The 16,953-nt window shown below is 73.3% G+C and carries 15 protein-coding genes; 5 read left to right on the top strand and 10 right to left on the bottom strand.

From position 1 onward, the window contains the following. Positions 1-32 precede the first annotated feature (32 nt). Positions 33-1,451, top strand: coding sequence for a glucuronate isomerase (uxaC, locus tag BIU97_RS00365; RefSeq protein ID WP_071253451.1), 1,419 nt, complete (start codon positions 33-35; stop codon positions 1,449-1,451). Between the two features lie 43 nt (positions 1,452-1,494). Then, a complete protein-coding gene (locus BIU97_RS00360; RefSeq protein ID WP_071253296.1) occupies positions 1,495-2,115 on the top strand; it encodes a class I SAM-dependent methyltransferase in 621 nt (206 codons plus the stop codon). Here BIU97_RS00360 and BIU97_RS00355 read toward each other — a convergent pair. Both BIU97_RS00355 and BIU97_RS00350 read right to left on the bottom strand, forming a co-directional pair. Further along, positions 2,093-2,764, bottom strand: coding sequence for a response regulator transcription factor (locus BIU97_RS00355; RefSeq protein WP_071253298.1), 672 nt, complete (start codon positions 2,762-2,764; stop codon positions 2,093-2,095). The two genes, BIU97_RS00360 and BIU97_RS00355, sit on opposite strands and share 23 nt — an antisense overlap. Further along, on the bottom strand, positions 2,761-4,188 hold the full coding sequence (locus BIU97_RS00350; protein WP_071296774.1) for a sensor histidine kinase: 1,428 nt from the start codon (positions 4,186-4,188) through the stop codon (positions 2,761-2,763). The genes BIU97_RS00355 and BIU97_RS00350 overlap by 4 nt, the downstream gene beginning before the upstream one ends. A 216-nt stretch (positions 4,189-4,404) precedes the next feature. Between BIU97_RS00350 and BIU97_RS00345 the strand changes: the two genes are divergently transcribed. After that, complete coding sequence (locus tag BIU97_RS00345; RefSeq protein WP_071253302.1) at positions 4,405-4,668, top strand: hypothetical protein; 264 nt, start codon at positions 4,405-4,407, stop codon at positions 4,666-4,668. Here the strand turns inward: BIU97_RS00345 and BIU97_RS00340 are convergent. Beyond that, positions 4,655-5,194, bottom strand: a complete 540-nt coding sequence (locus tag BIU97_RS00340) for a gluconokinase (RefSeq protein WP_071253304.1) — start codon at positions 5,192-5,194, stop codon at positions 4,655-4,657. The two genes, BIU97_RS00345 and BIU97_RS00340, sit on opposite strands and share 14 nt — an antisense overlap. A 178-nt stretch (positions 5,195-5,372) precedes the next feature. Between BIU97_RS00340 and gndA the strand changes: the two genes are divergently transcribed. After that, positions 5,373-6,779: an NADP-dependent phosphogluconate dehydrogenase gene (gndA, locus tag BIU97_RS00335; protein ID WP_071296795.1), complete on the top strand. Its 1,407-nt coding sequence runs from the start codon at positions 5,373-5,375 to the stop codon at positions 6,777-6,779. A 205-nt stretch (positions 6,780-6,984) separates the two neighbouring features. Here gndA and BIU97_RS00330 read toward each other — a convergent pair whose 3' ends face one another. Next, positions 6,985-7,680, bottom strand: coding sequence for a hypothetical protein (locus BIU97_RS00330; RefSeq protein WP_139195825.1), 696 nt, complete (start codon positions 7,678-7,680; stop codon positions 6,985-6,987). Positions 7,681-7,787: 107 nt separating this feature from the next. Between BIU97_RS00330 and BIU97_RS00325 the strand changes: the two genes are divergently transcribed. Then, positions 7,788-9,368: a molybdopterin-dependent oxidoreductase gene (locus BIU97_RS00325; protein ID WP_139195824.1), complete on the top strand. Its 1,581-nt coding sequence runs from the start codon at positions 7,788-7,790 to the stop codon at positions 9,366-9,368. Between the two features lie 222 nt (positions 9,369-9,590). Here the strand turns inward: BIU97_RS00325 and BIU97_RS00320 are convergent, their stop codons facing one another. The 6 genes from BIU97_RS00320 to BIU97_RS00295 all read right to left on the bottom strand — a co-directional run bounded on the left by BIU97_RS00320 (position 9,591) and on the right by BIU97_RS00295 (position 16,934). Further along, entirely contained in the window at positions 9,591-10,370 is a 780-nt protein-coding gene (locus tag BIU97_RS00320; protein WP_071296772.1) for a putative protein N(5)-glutamine methyltransferase, read from the bottom strand. Then, positions 10,367-11,344: a ribose-phosphate diphosphokinase gene (locus BIU97_RS00315; protein WP_071253312.1), complete on the bottom strand. Its 978-nt coding sequence runs from the start codon at positions 11,342-11,344 to the stop codon at positions 10,367-10,369. Before BIU97_RS00315 ends, BIU97_RS00320 begins: the two co-directional genes overlap by 4 nt. Before the next feature lie 61 nt (positions 11,345-11,405). After that, entirely contained in the window at positions 11,406-12,833 is a 1,428-nt protein-coding gene (gene glmU / locus BIU97_RS00310; protein WP_071253314.1) for a bifunctional UDP-N-acetylglucosamine diphosphorylase/glucosamine-1-phosphate N-acetyltransferase GlmU, read from the bottom strand. Between the two features lie 252 nt (positions 12,834-13,085). Continuing rightward, positions 13,086-14,456, bottom strand: a complete 1,371-nt coding sequence (locus tag BIU97_RS00305; protein WP_071253316.1) for an MFS transporter — start codon at positions 14,454-14,456, stop codon at positions 13,086-13,088. A gap of 130 nt (positions 14,457-14,586) precedes the next feature. After that, entirely contained in the window at positions 14,587-15,624 is a 1,038-nt protein-coding gene (locus tag BIU97_RS00300; protein ID WP_071253318.1) for an NAD(P)-dependent alcohol dehydrogenase, read from the bottom strand. Next, positions 15,621-16,934, bottom strand: a complete 1,314-nt coding sequence (locus BIU97_RS00295) for an ROK family transcriptional regulator (RefSeq protein ID WP_083420747.1) — start codon at positions 16,932-16,934, stop codon at positions 15,621-15,623. The genes BIU97_RS00300 and BIU97_RS00295 overlap by 4 nt, the downstream gene beginning before the upstream one ends. Between the last annotated feature and the right edge of the window lie 19 nt (positions 16,935-16,953).

Here is a 16,953-nt window from a genome sequence, read left to right as displayed (position 1 = left end):
CTCGTCCCCGCTCGTCCCCGAAGGAGTCGACGATGACCCAGACCACCGCCACCCGTCTCGCGCCGCACGCCGACCGGCTGTTCCCCGCCGACCCGGCGGCCCGCCGGGTCGCCCGCACGGTGTACGACGCCGTCAAGGACGCCCCGATCATCTCGCCGCACGGGCACGTCGACGCGGCGACCATCGCCGCCGACCAGCCGTTCCCGGACCCGGCGGCACTGCTCGTCACGCCCGACCACTACGTGCTCCGGCTGCTGCACGCCAACGGCGTCCCGCTCGAGGCGCTCGGTCGCGACCCGCACCACCAGCCCGACGGCCGCTCGGTGTGGCGGCACCTGGCCGAGCACTGGGACGACTTCCTCGGCACCCCGGTGCGGTACTGGTTCGAGACGGAACTGCACGACGTCTTCGGCATGACGGAGCAGCCGTCGCGGCAGAACGCGGACGCCCAGTACGACCACCTCGCCGACCTGCTCACCACACCGGCCTTCCGCCCGCGCGCACTGTTCGACGCCTTCGGGATCGAGGTCCTCGCCACCACCGACGGCCCCGCCGACGACCTCGCCGCGCACGCGCAGCTCGCCGCCGACCCGAGCTTCACCGGCCGGGTGGTCCCCACCTTCCGCGCGGACGCCGTCTTCGACCCGTCGCGGTCGGACTGGAGGCACGTGGTCGCGGCCGTCGGACAGGCCGCCGGCATCGACACGGGCACCCACACAGGGCTGTTGGCAGCACTGCGCGCGCGTCGCCGCTCCTTCATCGAGCACGGCGCGACCGCCACGGACACCGGCGTGCTCGACGCCGGGTCCACGCCGCTGTCCGCCACCGAGCGCGAACGCATCCACGCCGCCGCGCTCCGCGGTGACGTCTCGACCGCGGAGGCCACCGCCTACCGCCACGACATGCTCTACCGCTGGGCCGAGATGAGCGTCGAGGACGGCCTCGTCATGCAGCTGCACCCCGGCATCATCCGGAACCACCACACGCCGACGCTCGAGCGCTTCGGGCCGGACACCGGGCACGACCTGCCCGCCGTCGGCGCGTTCACCACCCCGCTGCGCCCGCTGCTCGAGGCCTTCGGCACCGCACCCGGGTTCCACCTCGTGCTGTTCACCGTCGACGAGACGGTGTTCTCGCGTGAGATCGGGCCGCTCGCGGGCTTCTACCCCGCCGTCTACGCCGGTGCGCCCTGGTGGTTCATCGACACCCCGGCGGCGATCGGGCGCTACCGGTCGGCCGTCACCGACTCGGCGTCGTTCACCAAGACCTCGGGCTTCATCGACGACACCCGCGCCTACTGCTCGATCCCTGCGCGGCACGACATGGCCCGGCGCGCGGACGCGGCGTACCTGGCATCCCTCGTGGTCGCGCACGAGGTCAGCGAGGAGGACGCCGTCCGCACCGCGCAGCGCATCGTCTCGGACATCCCCCGCGCGACGTTCAAGCTGTAGCCCGCCGGACGACGGTGCGCCGGAACGCCGGTACGGTCGGACGATGGGCACCGACGTCACCGCCGCGTACGCCGCGCGGGCCAGCGAGTACGCGGAACACCTCGGGTCGATGGACCGTGTGCACGCCGACGACCGGCAGCACGTCACGGCGTGGGCCGCCGGCGCCGGCGAGCGGATCCTCGACGCCGGGTGCGGCCCCGGCCACTGGAGCGCGCACCTGGCGAACCGCGGCCACGCGGTGCTCGGCATCGACGCCGTGCCCTGGTTCGTCGACCACGCACAGCGCGTCCACGGCGGTGCCGGCGCGCACGGCGGCAGCGCCGCGTTCCGGGTCGGCTCCGTCGACGCACTCGACCTGCAGGACCGTACCGTGGACGGGGTCCTCGCCTGGTACTCGCTGATCCACCACGCCCCCGACCACCTCGCCGTCCCGCTCGCCGAGATCCGTCGGGTGCTCCGCCCCGGCGGGAGCCTGCTCGTCGGGTTCTTCGAGGGCCCGACGGTCGAGCCCTTCGACCACGCGGTGGTCGGCGCGCACCGGTGGTCGGTGCCGGCGATGGTGGACGTGCTCGTCGACCAGGGGTTCGACGTGCACGACACCCGCACCCGGACGGACGACGGTCAGCGCCCGCACGCCGCCGTCACGGCTGCCACCCGCGGGTGACGAGGCCGGTCTCGTAGGCGAAGACCACCAGCTGGGCCCGGTCCCGCGCGCCGAGCTTGATCATCGCGCGGGACACGTGCGTCTTCGTGGTGAGCGGGCTGATGAACAGGCGCGCGGCGATCTCGGCGTTCGTCATGCCGACCCCGACGAGCTGCATGACCTCGCGCTCGCGGTCGGTGAGCACCCCGAGCTCCGGCGCGAGCGACGCCGGCTTGGCGTGCGTCGCGTACGCCTCGACGAGGGAGCGGGTGGCGCGCGGTGAGAGCAGGGAATCGCCGGCGACGACGGTGCGGACGGCACGCAGGAGCTCCGCGGGCTCGGTGTCCTTGACGAGGAACCCCGCGGCACCGGCCCGGATCGCCTCGAAGACGTAGTCGTCCTGCTCGAAGGTCGTCAGGATCACGACGTGCAGCGCGTCGAGCTCGGGGTCCTCGCCGATCAGCCGGGTCGCGGTCAGGCCGTCGGTGCCCGGCATCCGGACGTCCATGAGGACGACGTCGGGGCGGAGGCTCCGGGCGAGCGCCACCGCAGCGTCACCGTCACCCGCCTCGCCGACCACTGCCATCCCCGGCTCGGCGTCGACGAGCGCGCGGAGCCCCGCCCGGACGAGCACCTGGTCGTCGACGAGCAGGACACGGATGTCGGTCATCTGGGGTCCTCCGTCAGCACGTCGGGCGTGCGGCCCGTGTCGGCCCCGCGGTCCGGGTCGGGCCCGCCGTCCGGGTCGGGCCCGCGGTCCGGGTAGGGTCCGCGGTCGGTGTCAGGCGAGCCGTCGGTCTGCGCCGGCAGCCGAGCGGCGACCCGCCAGCCGCCCTCCCGCGTCGGGCCGGCACGCAGTTCGCCGCCGACGGCCGAGGCCCGCTCGCGCATGCCGATGATGCCGTTGCCGGTGGACCCGATGCCCCTGGACCCCGTGGGGACCGACCCCGCGCCGACCGACCCCGTGGCACCGGCCGCGTCCGGCGGAGCGGTCGCGTCGCCGGCACGGGGACGGTCCTCGACCACCAGGTCGACGACGTCCGGCCCGACGACGACCGCCACCCGGACGGCGTGCCCGGGTGCGTGCTTCATGACGTTCGTGACGGACTCCTGCACGATGCGGAACGCACTGCGGCCACTGGTGCCCCGGACCGTCGTCGGGTCGCCGTCGACGTGCAGGACGATCTCGATCCCCGCCGCCCGCGCCCGGGACACCAGGTCGGGCAGACGGTCGAGACCCGGCACCGGATCACGGTCAGGGTCGTCGGGGTCGCCGTCGACCGACCGGAGCACCCCGAGGACCGTGCGCAGCTCGACCAGCGCCTGTCGGCTCGAGTCACGGATGTCGGTCAGGGCGTCACGCGTGGCCGTCGGGAGCTCGGTGCCGAGGTGCAGAGCCACCCCGGCCCGCAGGTTGATGAGGGACATGCTGTGGGCCACGGAGTCGTGCAGCTCGCGGGCGATGCGCACCCGTTCCTCGCCCGCACGGCGGCGTTCGGCGTCGGCTCGGGCGCGGCGTCGGTCGGCGACCCGTTCGGCGCGCACGCGGACGAGTTCGGACACCGCGATCGTCACCGTCAACCACGAGAGGGCGAGCAGGACCGTGCCGAGGTCGAGCACGGGGGAACGACCGAGCACGACGTCGGCGGTGGGCAGCGTCACGAGGGCGACCCCGGCGACGACCCAGACGGTGCGGCGGTGACCGCGCAACCACGCGTTCGCGATCGCCATCGTCAGCGCGGCGACGAACGGACCACGCGGCGAGACCACGACGGCGTACCCGACGGTCGTGACGAGGACCACGAGCAGGACCGCCCGCGGCCACCGCCAGCGCCCCGGCAGCACGACGACACCGCCGACGAGCAGGGCGAGGGCGAGGGGGCCGAGCACCACCGGGTCGACCGGCACCAGGTCGGTGTGCCGGGTCCAGGGCGGACCGCCCCGACCGCCGAACGGGATGCGGGACGCCACGAGGGTGCCGAGGACCTGCACGACGGCGACCGGCAGCACGCGCCCGGTGCGGGCGAAGCGCGGTCGACCCGTCGGCCGGGCCGGTGCCCGGTCGAGGTGGTCGGTGCGCTGTCCGGTGGTCATGCTCCGAGCCTAGGGTCGACCGCCGGCGCGGTCGTCCGGCCCGATGAGCACCTGTGGACTACTCCGTCGGGAGTACACCGGTGCAGGAAGAGTCCCCCGTGCACGACCGCGGGAGGACACCGGACTGCGGCTCAGGGGCGGACGCGGGACGGGCCTCCCGACCGGCAGGCTCGTCGTGTCGCGACCGCGGCACCGGAACCGACCACGGAGGTCACCATGTTCAGCACCATCACGGCAACCGCACTCACCTCGGCAGCGGCGCACGGCCCGCACTGGCAGGGCGGCGGGTTCCCCTTCTTCCTGTTCCCGGGGTTCGTCGTCCTGACGTTCCTCGTCGTGTTCCTCGTGTTCGGGGTGCTCCGTCGAGGCAGCTGGCGCGCACGGTCCGACGCACGCGGTGTGCTCGCCGACCGGTTCGCCCGCGGCGACATCGACGCCGAGGAGTACCGCTCCCGACTGTCCGAGCTCAGCCGGAAGTGACCGCGAGCGCGGCGGTGATCGCCCGGACCGTGTCGTCGACCGACCCGTCGATCGGCACGGCGACGGCGTGCTCGTCAGCCTCGGGCCGTTCGAGCGTCGCGAACTGCGAGTCGAGCAGCGACGCCGGCATGTACTCGTGGTGCCGGTGCGCCTGCCGGTCCGCGACGAGGTCGCGCGACCCGTCGAGGAACGCGATGACCAGGCCGGGCGCCGAGCGCCGCAGACGGTCCCGGTAGACGCGCTTCAGTGCCGAGTTCGCCATCACGCAGCGCGAGCCGTCGGCCTCGACGGCCGCGATGCGTTCGGCGCAGGCGTCCAGCCAGGGCCAGCGGTCCTCGTCGGTGAGCGGGATGCCCTGCCGCATCTTCTCCTTGTTCGCGGCCGGGTGCAGGTCGTCGGCGTCCACGAAGACGCTCGGCTCGCCGCGCTCCGCGAGGGCGTCGGCGACGGCCTGCCCGATGGTCGACTTGCCGGAACCGGAGACACCCATCACGAGGACCGGCGGGAGGACAGCGCGCTCGTTCATCCCTCCACAGTATTGACCGGCCGTCCGGTCGTCCCCAGTTGCCGTCGCTCCTGTGCGGACCCAGGACCGGGATCGTAGGTTGGGGCCGAGACGTCAGGACGAAGGAGACGACGTGGCAGACAACGACGCAACCGAGCAGGACCCGAAGGCCAACATCGGGGTGATCGGTCTCGCGGTGATGGGTTCGAACCTCGCGCGGAACCTCGCCTCGCGCGAGGGCAACACGGTCGCGGTCTACAACCGCACGTACGCCCGCACCGAGGAACTCATGCAGGAGCACGGCGACGCCGGCTTCATCGCGTCCGAGGACATCGACGGCTTCGTCGCGTCCCTGACGAAGCCCCGAACCGCGATCATCATGGTGCAGGCCGGCAAGGGCACCGACGCCGTCATCGAGCAGCTCGCCGAGCGCTTCGAGGAGGGCGACATCATCGTGGACGGCGGCAACGCCAACTTCCACGACACCATCCGCCGCGAGCGCGACCTGCGCGAGAAGGGCCTCAACTTCGTCGGCACCGGCATCTCCGGCGGCGAAGAAGGGGCGCTCAAGGGCCCGTCGATCATGCCCGGTGGGTCCGACGAGGCCTGGGAGACGCTCGGCCCGATCCTGAAGTCGATCGCCGCCGTGGCCGAGGGCGAACCCTGCGTGACGCACGTCGGCACCGACGGCGCCGGCCACTTCGTCAAGATGGTGCACAACGGCATCGAGTACGCCGACATGCAGCTCATCGCGGAGTCCTACGACCTGCTCCGCCGCGTCGGAGGCCACTCCGTCGAGGACCTCGTGCAGGTCTTCCAGCAGTGGAACGAGGGCGACCTCGAGTCGTACCTGATCGAGATCACCGGTGAGGTGCTCAAGCAGCACGACCCGGAGACCGGCACGGCCCTGGTCGACGTCATCCGCGACGAGGCCGGGTCGAAGGGCACCGGCGTGTGGACCGTGCAGAACGCGGTCGGGCTCGGCGTCCCCGTCTCCGGCATCGGCGAGGCCGTCTTCGCACGAGCCGTGTCGTCGAAGCCCACGCAGCGTTCGGCCGTGCAGCGCGCGTTCCCCGACCGCCCCGAGATCGCAGTCGTCCCCGACGGGTTCGAGGACGACGTCCGCGCCGCCCTGTACGCGTCGAAGGTCGTCGCGTACGCGCAGGGGTTCGACCTCATCATCGCCGGTGCGAAGGAGTACGACTGGGACATCGACCTCGGTGACATGGCGAAGATCTGGCGTGGCGGCTGCATCATCCGCGCGCAGTTCCTCAACCGCATCGTCGAGGCCTACGACAAGAACCCGGAGCTCGAGAGCCTGCTCGTCGACCCGTACTTCGCCGACGCCGTGAAGGAGGGCGAGGCCGCGTGGCGTCGCATCGTCGGCATCGCGGCCGCATCGGGCATCCCGGCGCCCGGGTTCTCGTCGGCGCTGGCGTACTTCGACTCGCTCGCGTCCGAGCGGCTGCCCGCCGCGCTGATCCAGGGACTCCGCGACTTCTTCGGCGCGCACACCTACCAGCGCGTCGACAAGGACGGCACGTTCCACACGCTCTGGTCCGACGACGACCGGCGCGAGGTCGAGCAGGAGCCGTCGACGCACTGAGCGGGCTGTACACGGGGCGGGCGCTCGGCGAGGGCGACTCGTGAGCAGGAGGCGTCGGGTCGCCTGACCCGGCGTCTCCTGCTCGTCCGGCCGGGCCGGGTCGTCCGGCCGGGCCGGATCATCTGGCAGGGCCGGGTCGCCTGGCAGGGCCGCGTCGTCTGGTCGTCCGGCCGGTCAGGTCGGGAACGTGTGGGGTGGGCGAGGCTCAGGCGACGATGCGCTCGCGCGCCAAGTCCGCGACGAGCCGGTCCAGACGGGGCCCGCGGCCGAGGAACCGGCGGGACCCCGGAGCCGATCGGACCAGGAACGTCGCCACCGCCGGGGCGTCGTCCGGCCGGACGTAGTGGATCGCGACCGCGCAGGCGCCGCGACCCCGGGTTCCGTGCACGTCCTCGAGCGCGATGTGCACCACGCGGCTCCACCGCACCACCAGCAGTCGGGTCGCCCGGCGTCCCTCGAGTTCCCACATCGACGCCTCGGTCGCACCGAAGGCCCAGGTCACGTGCTCGCTCAGGGTGACCTCGGGGCGCACCTCGGCGACGGCATCGCGGAGTTCCGCCGTCGGCGCCGCCGGGACGAGCCACACCGTCGGGTCGATGCGGCGCACGGCGAGCGCGAGCGAGTCGTCCGCCTGCCGCCGTCGCAGGGCCGCAGCCCGGATCACCGCGACCACGATGACCGTGACGCCGAGCGCGATCGCCGCGAGCTCGACGAAACCGAACCACGACAGGTCGGCGTGGGGCGCGGTCGAGATGACGACGACCCGCGTGACGAGCAGTGCCGCCCACACCCCGACGATCGTCCACCGCAGGGTCATCAGCCGACGCGCGGCCGACATCGGCGTGCGGTCACGGCGGCGGGCAGGACCGAAGCGCGGGACACGTTCGGGAGACCTCGGCACAGGTCGATCCTCGCACGACCCGACTCGGGGCCGCTGGCCGGGGCCGGTGAACGACCGGGGAACCGGACGCACAGCGCACCAGCGGCCTGGCGACCTACGCTCCTCCGGTGAGCTCGCAACCGACGACCGCCAGCACGACGCGTCACCCCACCCTGTCCGCAGCCGGGGTCGGGCTCGTGTCCGCCGCGGCCTTCCTGGGCATCGCCGAGTTCGGCGCGCTGCTCCTCGGTGGTGCGGGCAGCCCGCTCGTCGCGGTCGGTTCAGCCGTGATCGACCTGGCACCGGCCGGGGCGAAGGACCTGATGGTCGCGCTGTTCGGCACCGGCGACAAGGTCGCGCTGTTCGCCCTGATGACCGTGATCGTCGCCGCGGTGAGCGCCGGCGCCGGAGTCCTCGAGCGCGCCCGACCGCCGTTCGGCGCGCTCGTGTTCGCAGCCGGCGGGGTCCTGGCGCTCCTCGCGGTGACCACGCGCTCCGGCAGCGGCACCCTCGACGGCGCCCCGACGGTCGTCGGCGTGGCCGCGGCGATCATCGTGCTCCGGCTGCTGCTCCAGCGCCTCCGTCGGTGGGAGGCCGCTGCACAGGTCCCCTCCGCGGCACCGCGACCGGCGTCGACCGAGCGACGCGCGTTCCTGGTCTGGGGCGTCGCGACCGCAGCGGTCGCGGTGGTGGTGGGCGGTGCCTCCCGGCTGGGGTCCTCAGCCATGCAGGCGGCCGCCGCTGCCCGACGGGCCATCCGGCTGCCCGCCGCGGCCACCGCCGCACCGGCTGTACCGGCGGGCGCCTCCCTCGACGTCGACGGCATCTCGCCGTACATCACGCCGAACGCGGACTTCTACCGCATCGACACCGCGCTGCGGGTGCCGAACGTCGACCCCGCCGACTGGTCGCTGCGCATCCACGGCGCGGTGGAACGCGAGGTCACGCTCACCTGGGACGAGCTGCTCGCACTCCCGCTCGAGGAGCACGTGGCCACGCTGAGCTGCGTGTCGAACGAGGTCGGCGGCGACCTCATCGGCACCGCACGGTGGCTCGGTTACCCGATCCGGGAGCTGCTGGCCCGGGCCCGCCCGACGGGCGACGCCGACATGGTGCTCTCCCGCAGCATCGACGGCTTCTCGGCCGGCACCCCGCTCGACGTGCTGCAGGACGACGGCACCGCGGCGCTGCTCGCCGTCGGCATGAACGGCGAACCGCTGCCGACCGAACACGGGTTCCCGGTGCGGATGGTCGTCCCCGGGCTCTACGGCTACGTGTCGGCGACGAAGTGGGTGACCGAGCTCGAGGTCACCCGCTTCGCCGACGCCCAGGGGTACTGGACGCCGCGCGGCTGGTCCGAGCGCGGGCCGGTCAAGCTCGAGAGCCGGATCGACACCCCGCGCGCCGGCTCGACGGTCACGGCAGGCAAGGCCGTCGCCATCGCGGGTGTGGCGTGGCAGCCGCACACCGGCGTGAAGGGCGTGCAGGTGCGGGTCGACGGCGGCGACTGGCAGCAGGCGACGCTCGCCGACTCGGCCTCGGCAGACACCTGGCGGCAGTGGGTGCTGCGCTGGACGCCCGACTCCGGGTCGCACCGCATCGAGGTGCGGGCGACGAGCGCCGACGGCGAGGTGCAGACGAGCGTGGAGCGGCCGCCCGCGCCGAACGGCGCGACGGGGTGGCACACGGTGGAGGTCTCGGCGCGGTAGGGGCGCGCGGGGGCGACGGCGCGGGCGCGGCCCGTGGTGCGTGCGGTGCGGTCGAGGTCGCGGGATGTGCGCTTCCGAGCGCGTCGGAGCGGCCGTTCGTGCGACCTCGACGGACGCGAGCGGCGGGTCGGCGACCTCGGTGCGCGTCGCCGCGACCGACCGATGAGCAACCGGGCTCCGCCAGCCGTCAGGCTCCGCCGGGCGTCGGGCTCCGTCAGGACGTCAGGCGGGCAGGGTCGCGACGACGCAGGTGCCGTCGACCTCGTCGTCGTGCTCGATCGTGGCGGCGAACCCGGCGTCGGCGAACACCGCCGCGGACGCCGACGACTGCGCCTCCGAGACCTCGATGACGACCGTGCCCCCGGGGCGGAGCCACTCCCCCGCGCCCGCGGCGATGCGGCGGTGCAGGTCGAGCCCGTCCTCGCCGCCGTCCAGCGCGACGCGGTGCTCGTGGTCGCGCGCCTCGACGGGCATCGTGGCGATCGACGCCGAGGGCACGTAGGGTGCGTTGACCGCGATCACGTCGACCGCGCCGCGGAACCGGTCGGGCAGCGGAGCGAACAGGTCGCCCCGGACGACGATGCCCCGGTCGCCGACGTTCTCGGCCGCCACGTCGACGGCGTCCGGGTCGATGTCCGTCGCGACGAGGTCGAGCGCTCCGACCCGGCCGAACAGCGCCACGGCGATCGCACCCGCGCCGCAGCACAGGTCGACCACGCGGTCGTAGCGCTGCAGACGACGAGCGGCTTGCTCGACCACGACGGCCGTGCGCGCCCGCGGGACGAACACACCGGGCGTCACGCGGATGCGGTGGCCGTCGAAGGCGGCCCATCCGAGCACGTACTCGAGCGGCTCACCGGCGAGCCGGCGTTGCACGAGGGCACGGAGTCGCGTCGGCTCGCCGTCGCCGGCCTCGAGCAGCAGGTCGGCCTCGTCCTCGGCGAAGACGCTCCCCGCAGCCCGGAGCCGGGTCGCGAGGGCGTCGCGCGCCGGTGAGGTCAAGCGGCGCCGTCGAACATCGACGTGACCGAACCGTCGTCGAAGACCTCGTGGATGGCCCGGGCGATGAGCGGGGCGATCGGCAGGACCTCGAGGCGGTCCCAGCGCTTCTCCTCCGGCAGGGGCAGGGTGTCGGTCACGACCACCCGGTCGATGAACTCGCTCTGCAGCAGCTCGGTGGCCGGGTCGGAGAAGACCGCGTGGGTCGCCGCGACGACGACGCCCGTGGCACCGGCGGCCTTGAGGGCCTCGGCGGCCTTGGCGATCGTGCGACCGGTGTCGATGAGGTCGTCGACGAGCAGGCAGACGCGCCCGCTGACGTCACCGACGATCTCGTGCACCGACACCTGGTTCGGCACGAGCGGGTCGCGACGCTTGTGGATGATGGCGAGCGGTGCGCCGAGCTTCTCCGACCAGATGTCGGCGACGCGGACACGACCCATGTCCGGCGAGACGACGGTCAGGGTCTCCGGGTCGAGCGTCTCGCGGAAGCGCTCGAGCAGCACCGGCATGGCGAAGAGATGGTCGACCGGGCCGTCGAAGAAGCCCTGGATCTGTGCGGCGTGCAGGTCGACGCTCATGATCCGGTGGGCACCGGCCGCCTTGAACAGGTCGGCGACGAGTCGGGCCGAGATCGGCTCGCGGCCGCGGCCCTTCTTGTCCTGTCGGGCGTACGGGTAGAACGGCGCGACGACCGTGATGCGCTTCGCCGAGGCACGCTTCAGGGCGTCGACCATGATGAGCTGCTCCATGAGCCACTCGTTGATGGGCGCCGTGTGCGACTGGATGACGAAGGCGTCACAGCCGCGCACCGACTCGTCGAAGCGCGCGTACAGCTCGCCGTTCGCGAAGGTGCGGGCGTCCGTCGGGACGAGCTCGACGCCGAGCTCGTCCGCGATCTCGGCAGAGAGCGCCGGGTGTGCTCGCCCTGAGACGAGGACGAGTCGTTTCTGGCCGGTTGTCTTGATTCCGGACAAGTGCGGTGCTCACTCCCTGACCCGCGTGGGGTCGATGTCGACGACCGGTGGTCGCCAGGATCTATTCGCCGTTCGCGAGCCGAGCTGCCTCGGCCGCCGGTGTGCAGGGCCGGTGTTCCGCGACCCATCCGTCGGTGTTGCGCTGCGGGGCGTAGCTGATCGCGAGCGATCCGGCCGGGACGTCCTTGCGAACGGTCGTTCCGGCACCCGTGTACGCGCCGTCACCAATCCTAACCGGGGCGACGAACACGTTGTGCGAGCCGGTGCGGACGTTCGAGCCCACCTCGGTGCGGTGCTTGTGCACGCCGTCGTAGTTCGCGGTGATCGTGTTCGCGCCGATGTTCGAGTCCTCGCCCACCTCGGCGTCGCCGATGTAGGACAGGTGCGGGACCTTGCTGCCCCGGCCGATCGTCGCGTTCTTCGTCTCGACGAACGTGCCGATCTTGCCGTCGTCGCCGAGGATCGTGCCCGGGCGCAGGTAGGCGAACGGGCCGACCGAGGCGCCGTCCCCGATCACCGCGAGGGTGGCGTCGACGCGGTTCACGGTGGCGCGGGCGCCGACCTCGGTGTCGCGGAGCGTGGTGTCGGGTCCGACGACGGCACCGGCGGCGATCGCGGTGGCACCGATGAGCTGGGTACCCGGCAGGACCTCGGCGTCGGGCTCGATGGTGACGTCGAGGTCGATCCACGTCGTCGCGGGGTCCTGCACGCTGACACCGGCGAGCTGATGCCGGCGGACGATGCGGGCGTTGAGTTCGCGCGCGGCGTCGGAGAGCTGCGCGCGGTCGTTGATGCCGGCGACGAGCCACTGGTCGGTGAGCGTGACGACGTCGATGATGCCGCCCCGACCGGCGATGAGCGTCGGCGCGTCGGTGATGTACTTCTCGCCCTGGGCGTTGGCGGTGGTGAGTGCGGGCAGCACGGCCCGCAGGTGCGCGGCGTCGAAGGCGTAGATGCCGGCGTTCGTCTCGGTGATCGTGAGCTGTTCGGCCGAGGCGTCCTTGTGCTCGACCACCCCGACGAAGGCGCCGGAGTCGTCACGCACGACACGGCCGAGGCCTGTCGGGTCGGGAGCGATCGCGCTGACGAGGGTCACGGCGTTCGCGGCACCGACGTGGGCGTCGACGAGCAGACGGAGCGACGCCGCGTCGAGCAGCGGGACGTCGCCGGACAGCACCACGACGGCTCCGTCGAAGTCGGCCGGCAGGGCTCCCAGCGCCACCTCGACCGCACGGCCGGTACCGGGGACGTCGTCCTGGTCGACCACGATCGCGTCGGGTGCACGCTCGACGACCTCGGCGGCCACGCGGTCACGCTCGTGCCGCACGACGACGGCGACGTGCTCAGGGCTGAGCGAGGACGCCGTCCGCAGCACGTGCCCGATGAGGGGCAGCCCGGCGAGCCGGTGCAGCACCTTGGGCGTGGACGACTTCATGCGCGTGCCCTGCCCGGCGGCGAGGACGACGACGGCGATGCGCTGGTCGGTCATGGGTCCATCCTGGCGCACCACGGGCCGCGACGCCTGACGGGCACGGTCACCCGTGGACAGTGCTCGGCGATCGGGCACCTGTGGAGGAGTCCCCGTGACTGATCTCCACCGACGTTCCGTCCCATTGCACGTGGAATCGGAGGCAGGATCGCGCGTGGGTGGTCGGAAGGAACGGCCTCCTACGCGCGGAACGACTCACCATGCGCGGAACGACTCACCACGCGCGAAACAGCACCCACGCGCAACACCCCCCTACGCCCGCTCGCGGCGCACGACCGCCATGAGCACGAGTCCGGCGAGCAGGACCACGACGATGCCGAGGATGCCGAAGCGCGTCGAGCCGCCGATCGTCACCGCGACGCCGAACAGGGCCGGTGCCAGGAACGAGGCCGCGCGACCGGTGGTGGCGTAGAGGCCGAAGAGCTCGCCCTCACGGCCGGGCGTCGTCAGCCGTGCCAGGTACGCCCGCGACGACGCCTGCACCGGCCCGACGAAGAGCGCGAGCGTCAGGCCGAGCACCCAGAAGAGCTCGGTGCGGTCGCCGGCCGCGAAGACCCCGATGCCGCAGGCCGCGAGCCCGACGAGGGAGACCGTGATGATCGCCCGCGAGCCGAACCGGTCGTCGAGGCGCCCCGAGACGAAGGTGGCGACGCCGGCGACGACGTTCGCCGCGATGGCGAAGAGGATGACCTGCGACGCGCTGAACCCGAAGACCTGCGCGGCGACGATCCCGCCGAAGGTGAAGACCGCACCGACGCCGTCGCGGAAGACGGCGCTCGCGAGCAGGAACGCCAGCACGTTCCGCCGCTCCCGCCAGAGCCGGGCGACGTCACGGCCGAGGTCCGCGTAGGCGCCGAACAGCCCGCCGGACCGTGCGGGGCCGGGTGCGGCCTCCGGCACGACCACGAAGAGCGGGATCGAGCTGACGGCCAGCCACACCGCGGCGATGCCGATCGCGACGCGGACGTCCCACTGGCCGGTCGCGACGGTGGCGGGGAGCTGCAGCAGCCCGCCGACGACCCCGTCGCCGCGGAAGTCCTGGATGCACAGCACGAGCAGCAGCACGAGCAGGACGATGCCGCCGAAGTACCCGGCGGCCCACCCGATGGCGGAGACCCGTCCCGTACGCCCGCCGGATGCGATCTGCCCGAGCATGGCGTTGTAGCCCACGCTCGCGATCTCGAACGCCACGGTGCCGATGCCGAGCAGGGCCGCGCCGAGCAGCAGGTACGGCTGGCTCGGTGCGACGAAGACCATGCCGCCGATGGACAGCGCGATGCCGATCGTCGCGATGAGGACCGACCGTCGGCGGTGACCGGACGAGTCCGCGAGGCGTCCGACCGCGGGCGCGACGAGCGCGACGACGATGCCGGCGACGGTCAGCGCGGTCGAGACGACGGCGGCGTTGTGCGCGAGCTCCCGCTCCACGACCGCCTTGCCCGCTGCGGACGTGTCCCCGACGAGCGCCGGGTCGACGAACGCCCGGCTCGCCAGGTACGTGCTGAAGACGAAGGTGGTGACGACCGCGTTGAACGCCGCCGAGCCCCAGTCCCAGAGCGCCCAGGACACGAGTGCGCGGCGGTCGGTGCGCGACGGTGCGACGGCGGCCGGTGAAGCGGTCATGCGCGAACCGTAGCGCGTCCTCGTGACGCACCGGTGGCCCCGTTCCGGGTCACGTGTCGGAACGGGAGGCCCGTGGCGGCCTGGCCACGGGCCTCCCGTCCGTCTCGTGGGCGCGTCGGGTGCCGCCCGCTCAGTCGGGGACGCCGCCGGGGTAGACGACGGACTTGAGCGACTCCGGGTCGGTGTCGCTCTCGAGGGCGTCGCGGACGTCGTCGAGCCCGAAGCGGCCGGTGACGAGCGAGTCGAGGTCGACCTGCCCGGACGCGACCAGCTCGATCGCGACCGGCCAGGTGTTCGTGTACCGGAAGATCCCGGTGACCGTGACCTCGAGGTTCTGGATGTGCTCGACCGGCAGCGTCATCTCGGAGTTGCCGAGCCCGACCAGCACCGCGGCACCCGCCGGGCCGACCGCCTTGATGCCGTCCGACACCGCGCGGGGTGCACCGCTGGCGTCGATGAACGCGTCCACGGGGACGATGTCGGACGCGACGGACACGGCGGTCGGGTCGACGACCTCGGTCGCGCCGTACGACAGCGCCCGCTCACGACGCTCCGGCACGAGGTCGCTGACGACGATGCGCGACGCGCCGAAGGCCTTCGCGACCTGCGCGCAGATGATGCCGATCGGACCGGCACCGGCGATGAGCACCGACGACCCGGGGACGATGCCGGCCTTGCGGACGGCGGCGATGCCGACGGACAGGGGTTCCAGGAGCGCGCCGGCCTCGAACGAGACGGTGTCGGGCAGGACGTGCGCGAACTCGGCCTCGATGGTGACGAACTCGGTGAAGGCGCCGTCGACCGGCGGCGTCGCGTAGAAGCGCATGTGCGGGCAGAGGTTGTACCGACCGGCCAGGCACTGCGCGCAGCGGTGGCAGGGACGCTGCGGCTCGATGGCGACGCGCTCCCCCACACGTGCCGGGTCGACGCCGTCACCGACCGCGGTGATCGTGCCGGAGAGCTCGTGGCCGAGCACGAGGGGTTCCTCGACGACGAAGTCGCCGATCTTCCCGTGCCGGTAGTAGTGCACGTCGGAACCGCACACGCCGACGGCGGCGACGCGGACGAGCACGTCGCCCGGGGCGACCTCGGGGACGGGGCGGTCCTCGACGGTCAGGTCCTGGGTGCCGAGCAGCACGCTCACGCGCTGACGCTGGATGGAGGTCATGCGGTCCTCGTTTCCCCGACCGCGTCGACGCGGTCGGACGTTCGGGTGGTGGGGGTGGCCGGTACCGCGAGGGCGATCCGGTCCGGGTCGCGCAGCAGGTCGCCGAACGCGATCTCGGCGGCTCCGTGCACGAGCACGTCGGGCCCGAGCGCGGCCGGCACGATGCGGAGCCGGTCGGCGGTCCCGGTCATCGACTGGGCGCGCACGTCGTCGAGGATGCGGTCCCCGACGTGGTCGAGCAGCACGCCGAGGAACCCGCCGAGCACGACCATCGTGGGGTTCACGGTGTGGATCGCGTTGCGGAGCGCCGTGGCGAGGGCGGCCACCTGCCGGTCGACGACCCGTTCGACGTCGGGCCGGCCCTCGGCGAGCGCGGCGGCGAGGGCGACGAGGTCGTCCGGAGCGGTCCCGGCCGCGGTCGCCAGGTCGTCCCGGGACGCCTCGGTCTCCAGGCAGCCGACCGCGCCGCAGTGGCACCGGATGCCGTTGGCCGCGACGAAGGTGTGCCCGAGTTCGCCCGCGTAGCCGTCGGCGCCGCTGAGCGGTCGGCCGGCGGTGATCACCCCGCCGCCGATGCCGCTCGCGCCGCCGTTGAGGTACACGAGGTCGTCGACGCCCCGGCCGCTGCCGGCCAGCCGTTCCGCCCACGCCCCGAGGTTGGCGTCGTTCGCGGCCCGGACCGGCAGCCCGGTCCGTTCGGCGAGGGGTCCGGCGAGCGGCGCGTCGGTCCAGCCGAGGTGCGGGGCGTCCTGCACGGTGCCGTCCTCGACCCGGACGGTGCCGGGCACGGCGACGCCGACGCCGACGAGCCGGAGGCCTGCCGGAGCGGACGCTCCGGGTGCTCCGGAACCGGTGGGGCGGAGTCGGTCGAGCAGCGCGGCGACGGTCTCGACCGCCTCGTCCGGCGTGGGCGGGCGGTGTTGCGGTTCGACCGAGCGGCTCCGCACGGTGCCGTCGAGCCCGACGAGGGCGACCGACACGGCGTCGACCTCGACCGTGACCGCGGCCGCGACGACGTCCGGGGCGGCCCGGACGACGGGACTCGGCCGCCCCACGCCGGTGCCCGGCGCACCGGCGGTGGGCAGGTCCTCGTGCAGGAGCCCGCGGTCGACCAGTTCACCGACGAGCGCGAGGGTGGTGGAGCGGTTCAGGCCGGTCCGTCGGGTGACCTCGGCGCGGGTGATCGGACCTTCCTCGTGCACGAGCCGGAGCACCCGCGCGGCGTTGCTCGGCGCGGGCGAGGGCGCGGGCGAAGGCGAAGGGGCGGGCACGGGTGCGGCGCCCGGTGTCGCGGCGGTCGTGCTCGTCATCGGTCCCTCGTCGTGGTCG

The organism is Curtobacterium sp. MCBA15_009, from assembly GCF_001864895.1.
In the GTDB taxonomy this organism is placed as follows: Bacteria; Actinomycetota; Actinomycetes; order Actinomycetales; family Microbacteriaceae; genus Curtobacterium.
The sequence above is the reverse complement of the archived record's forward strand: the minus strand, read 5'-3'. Positions and strand labels throughout refer to the sequence as shown.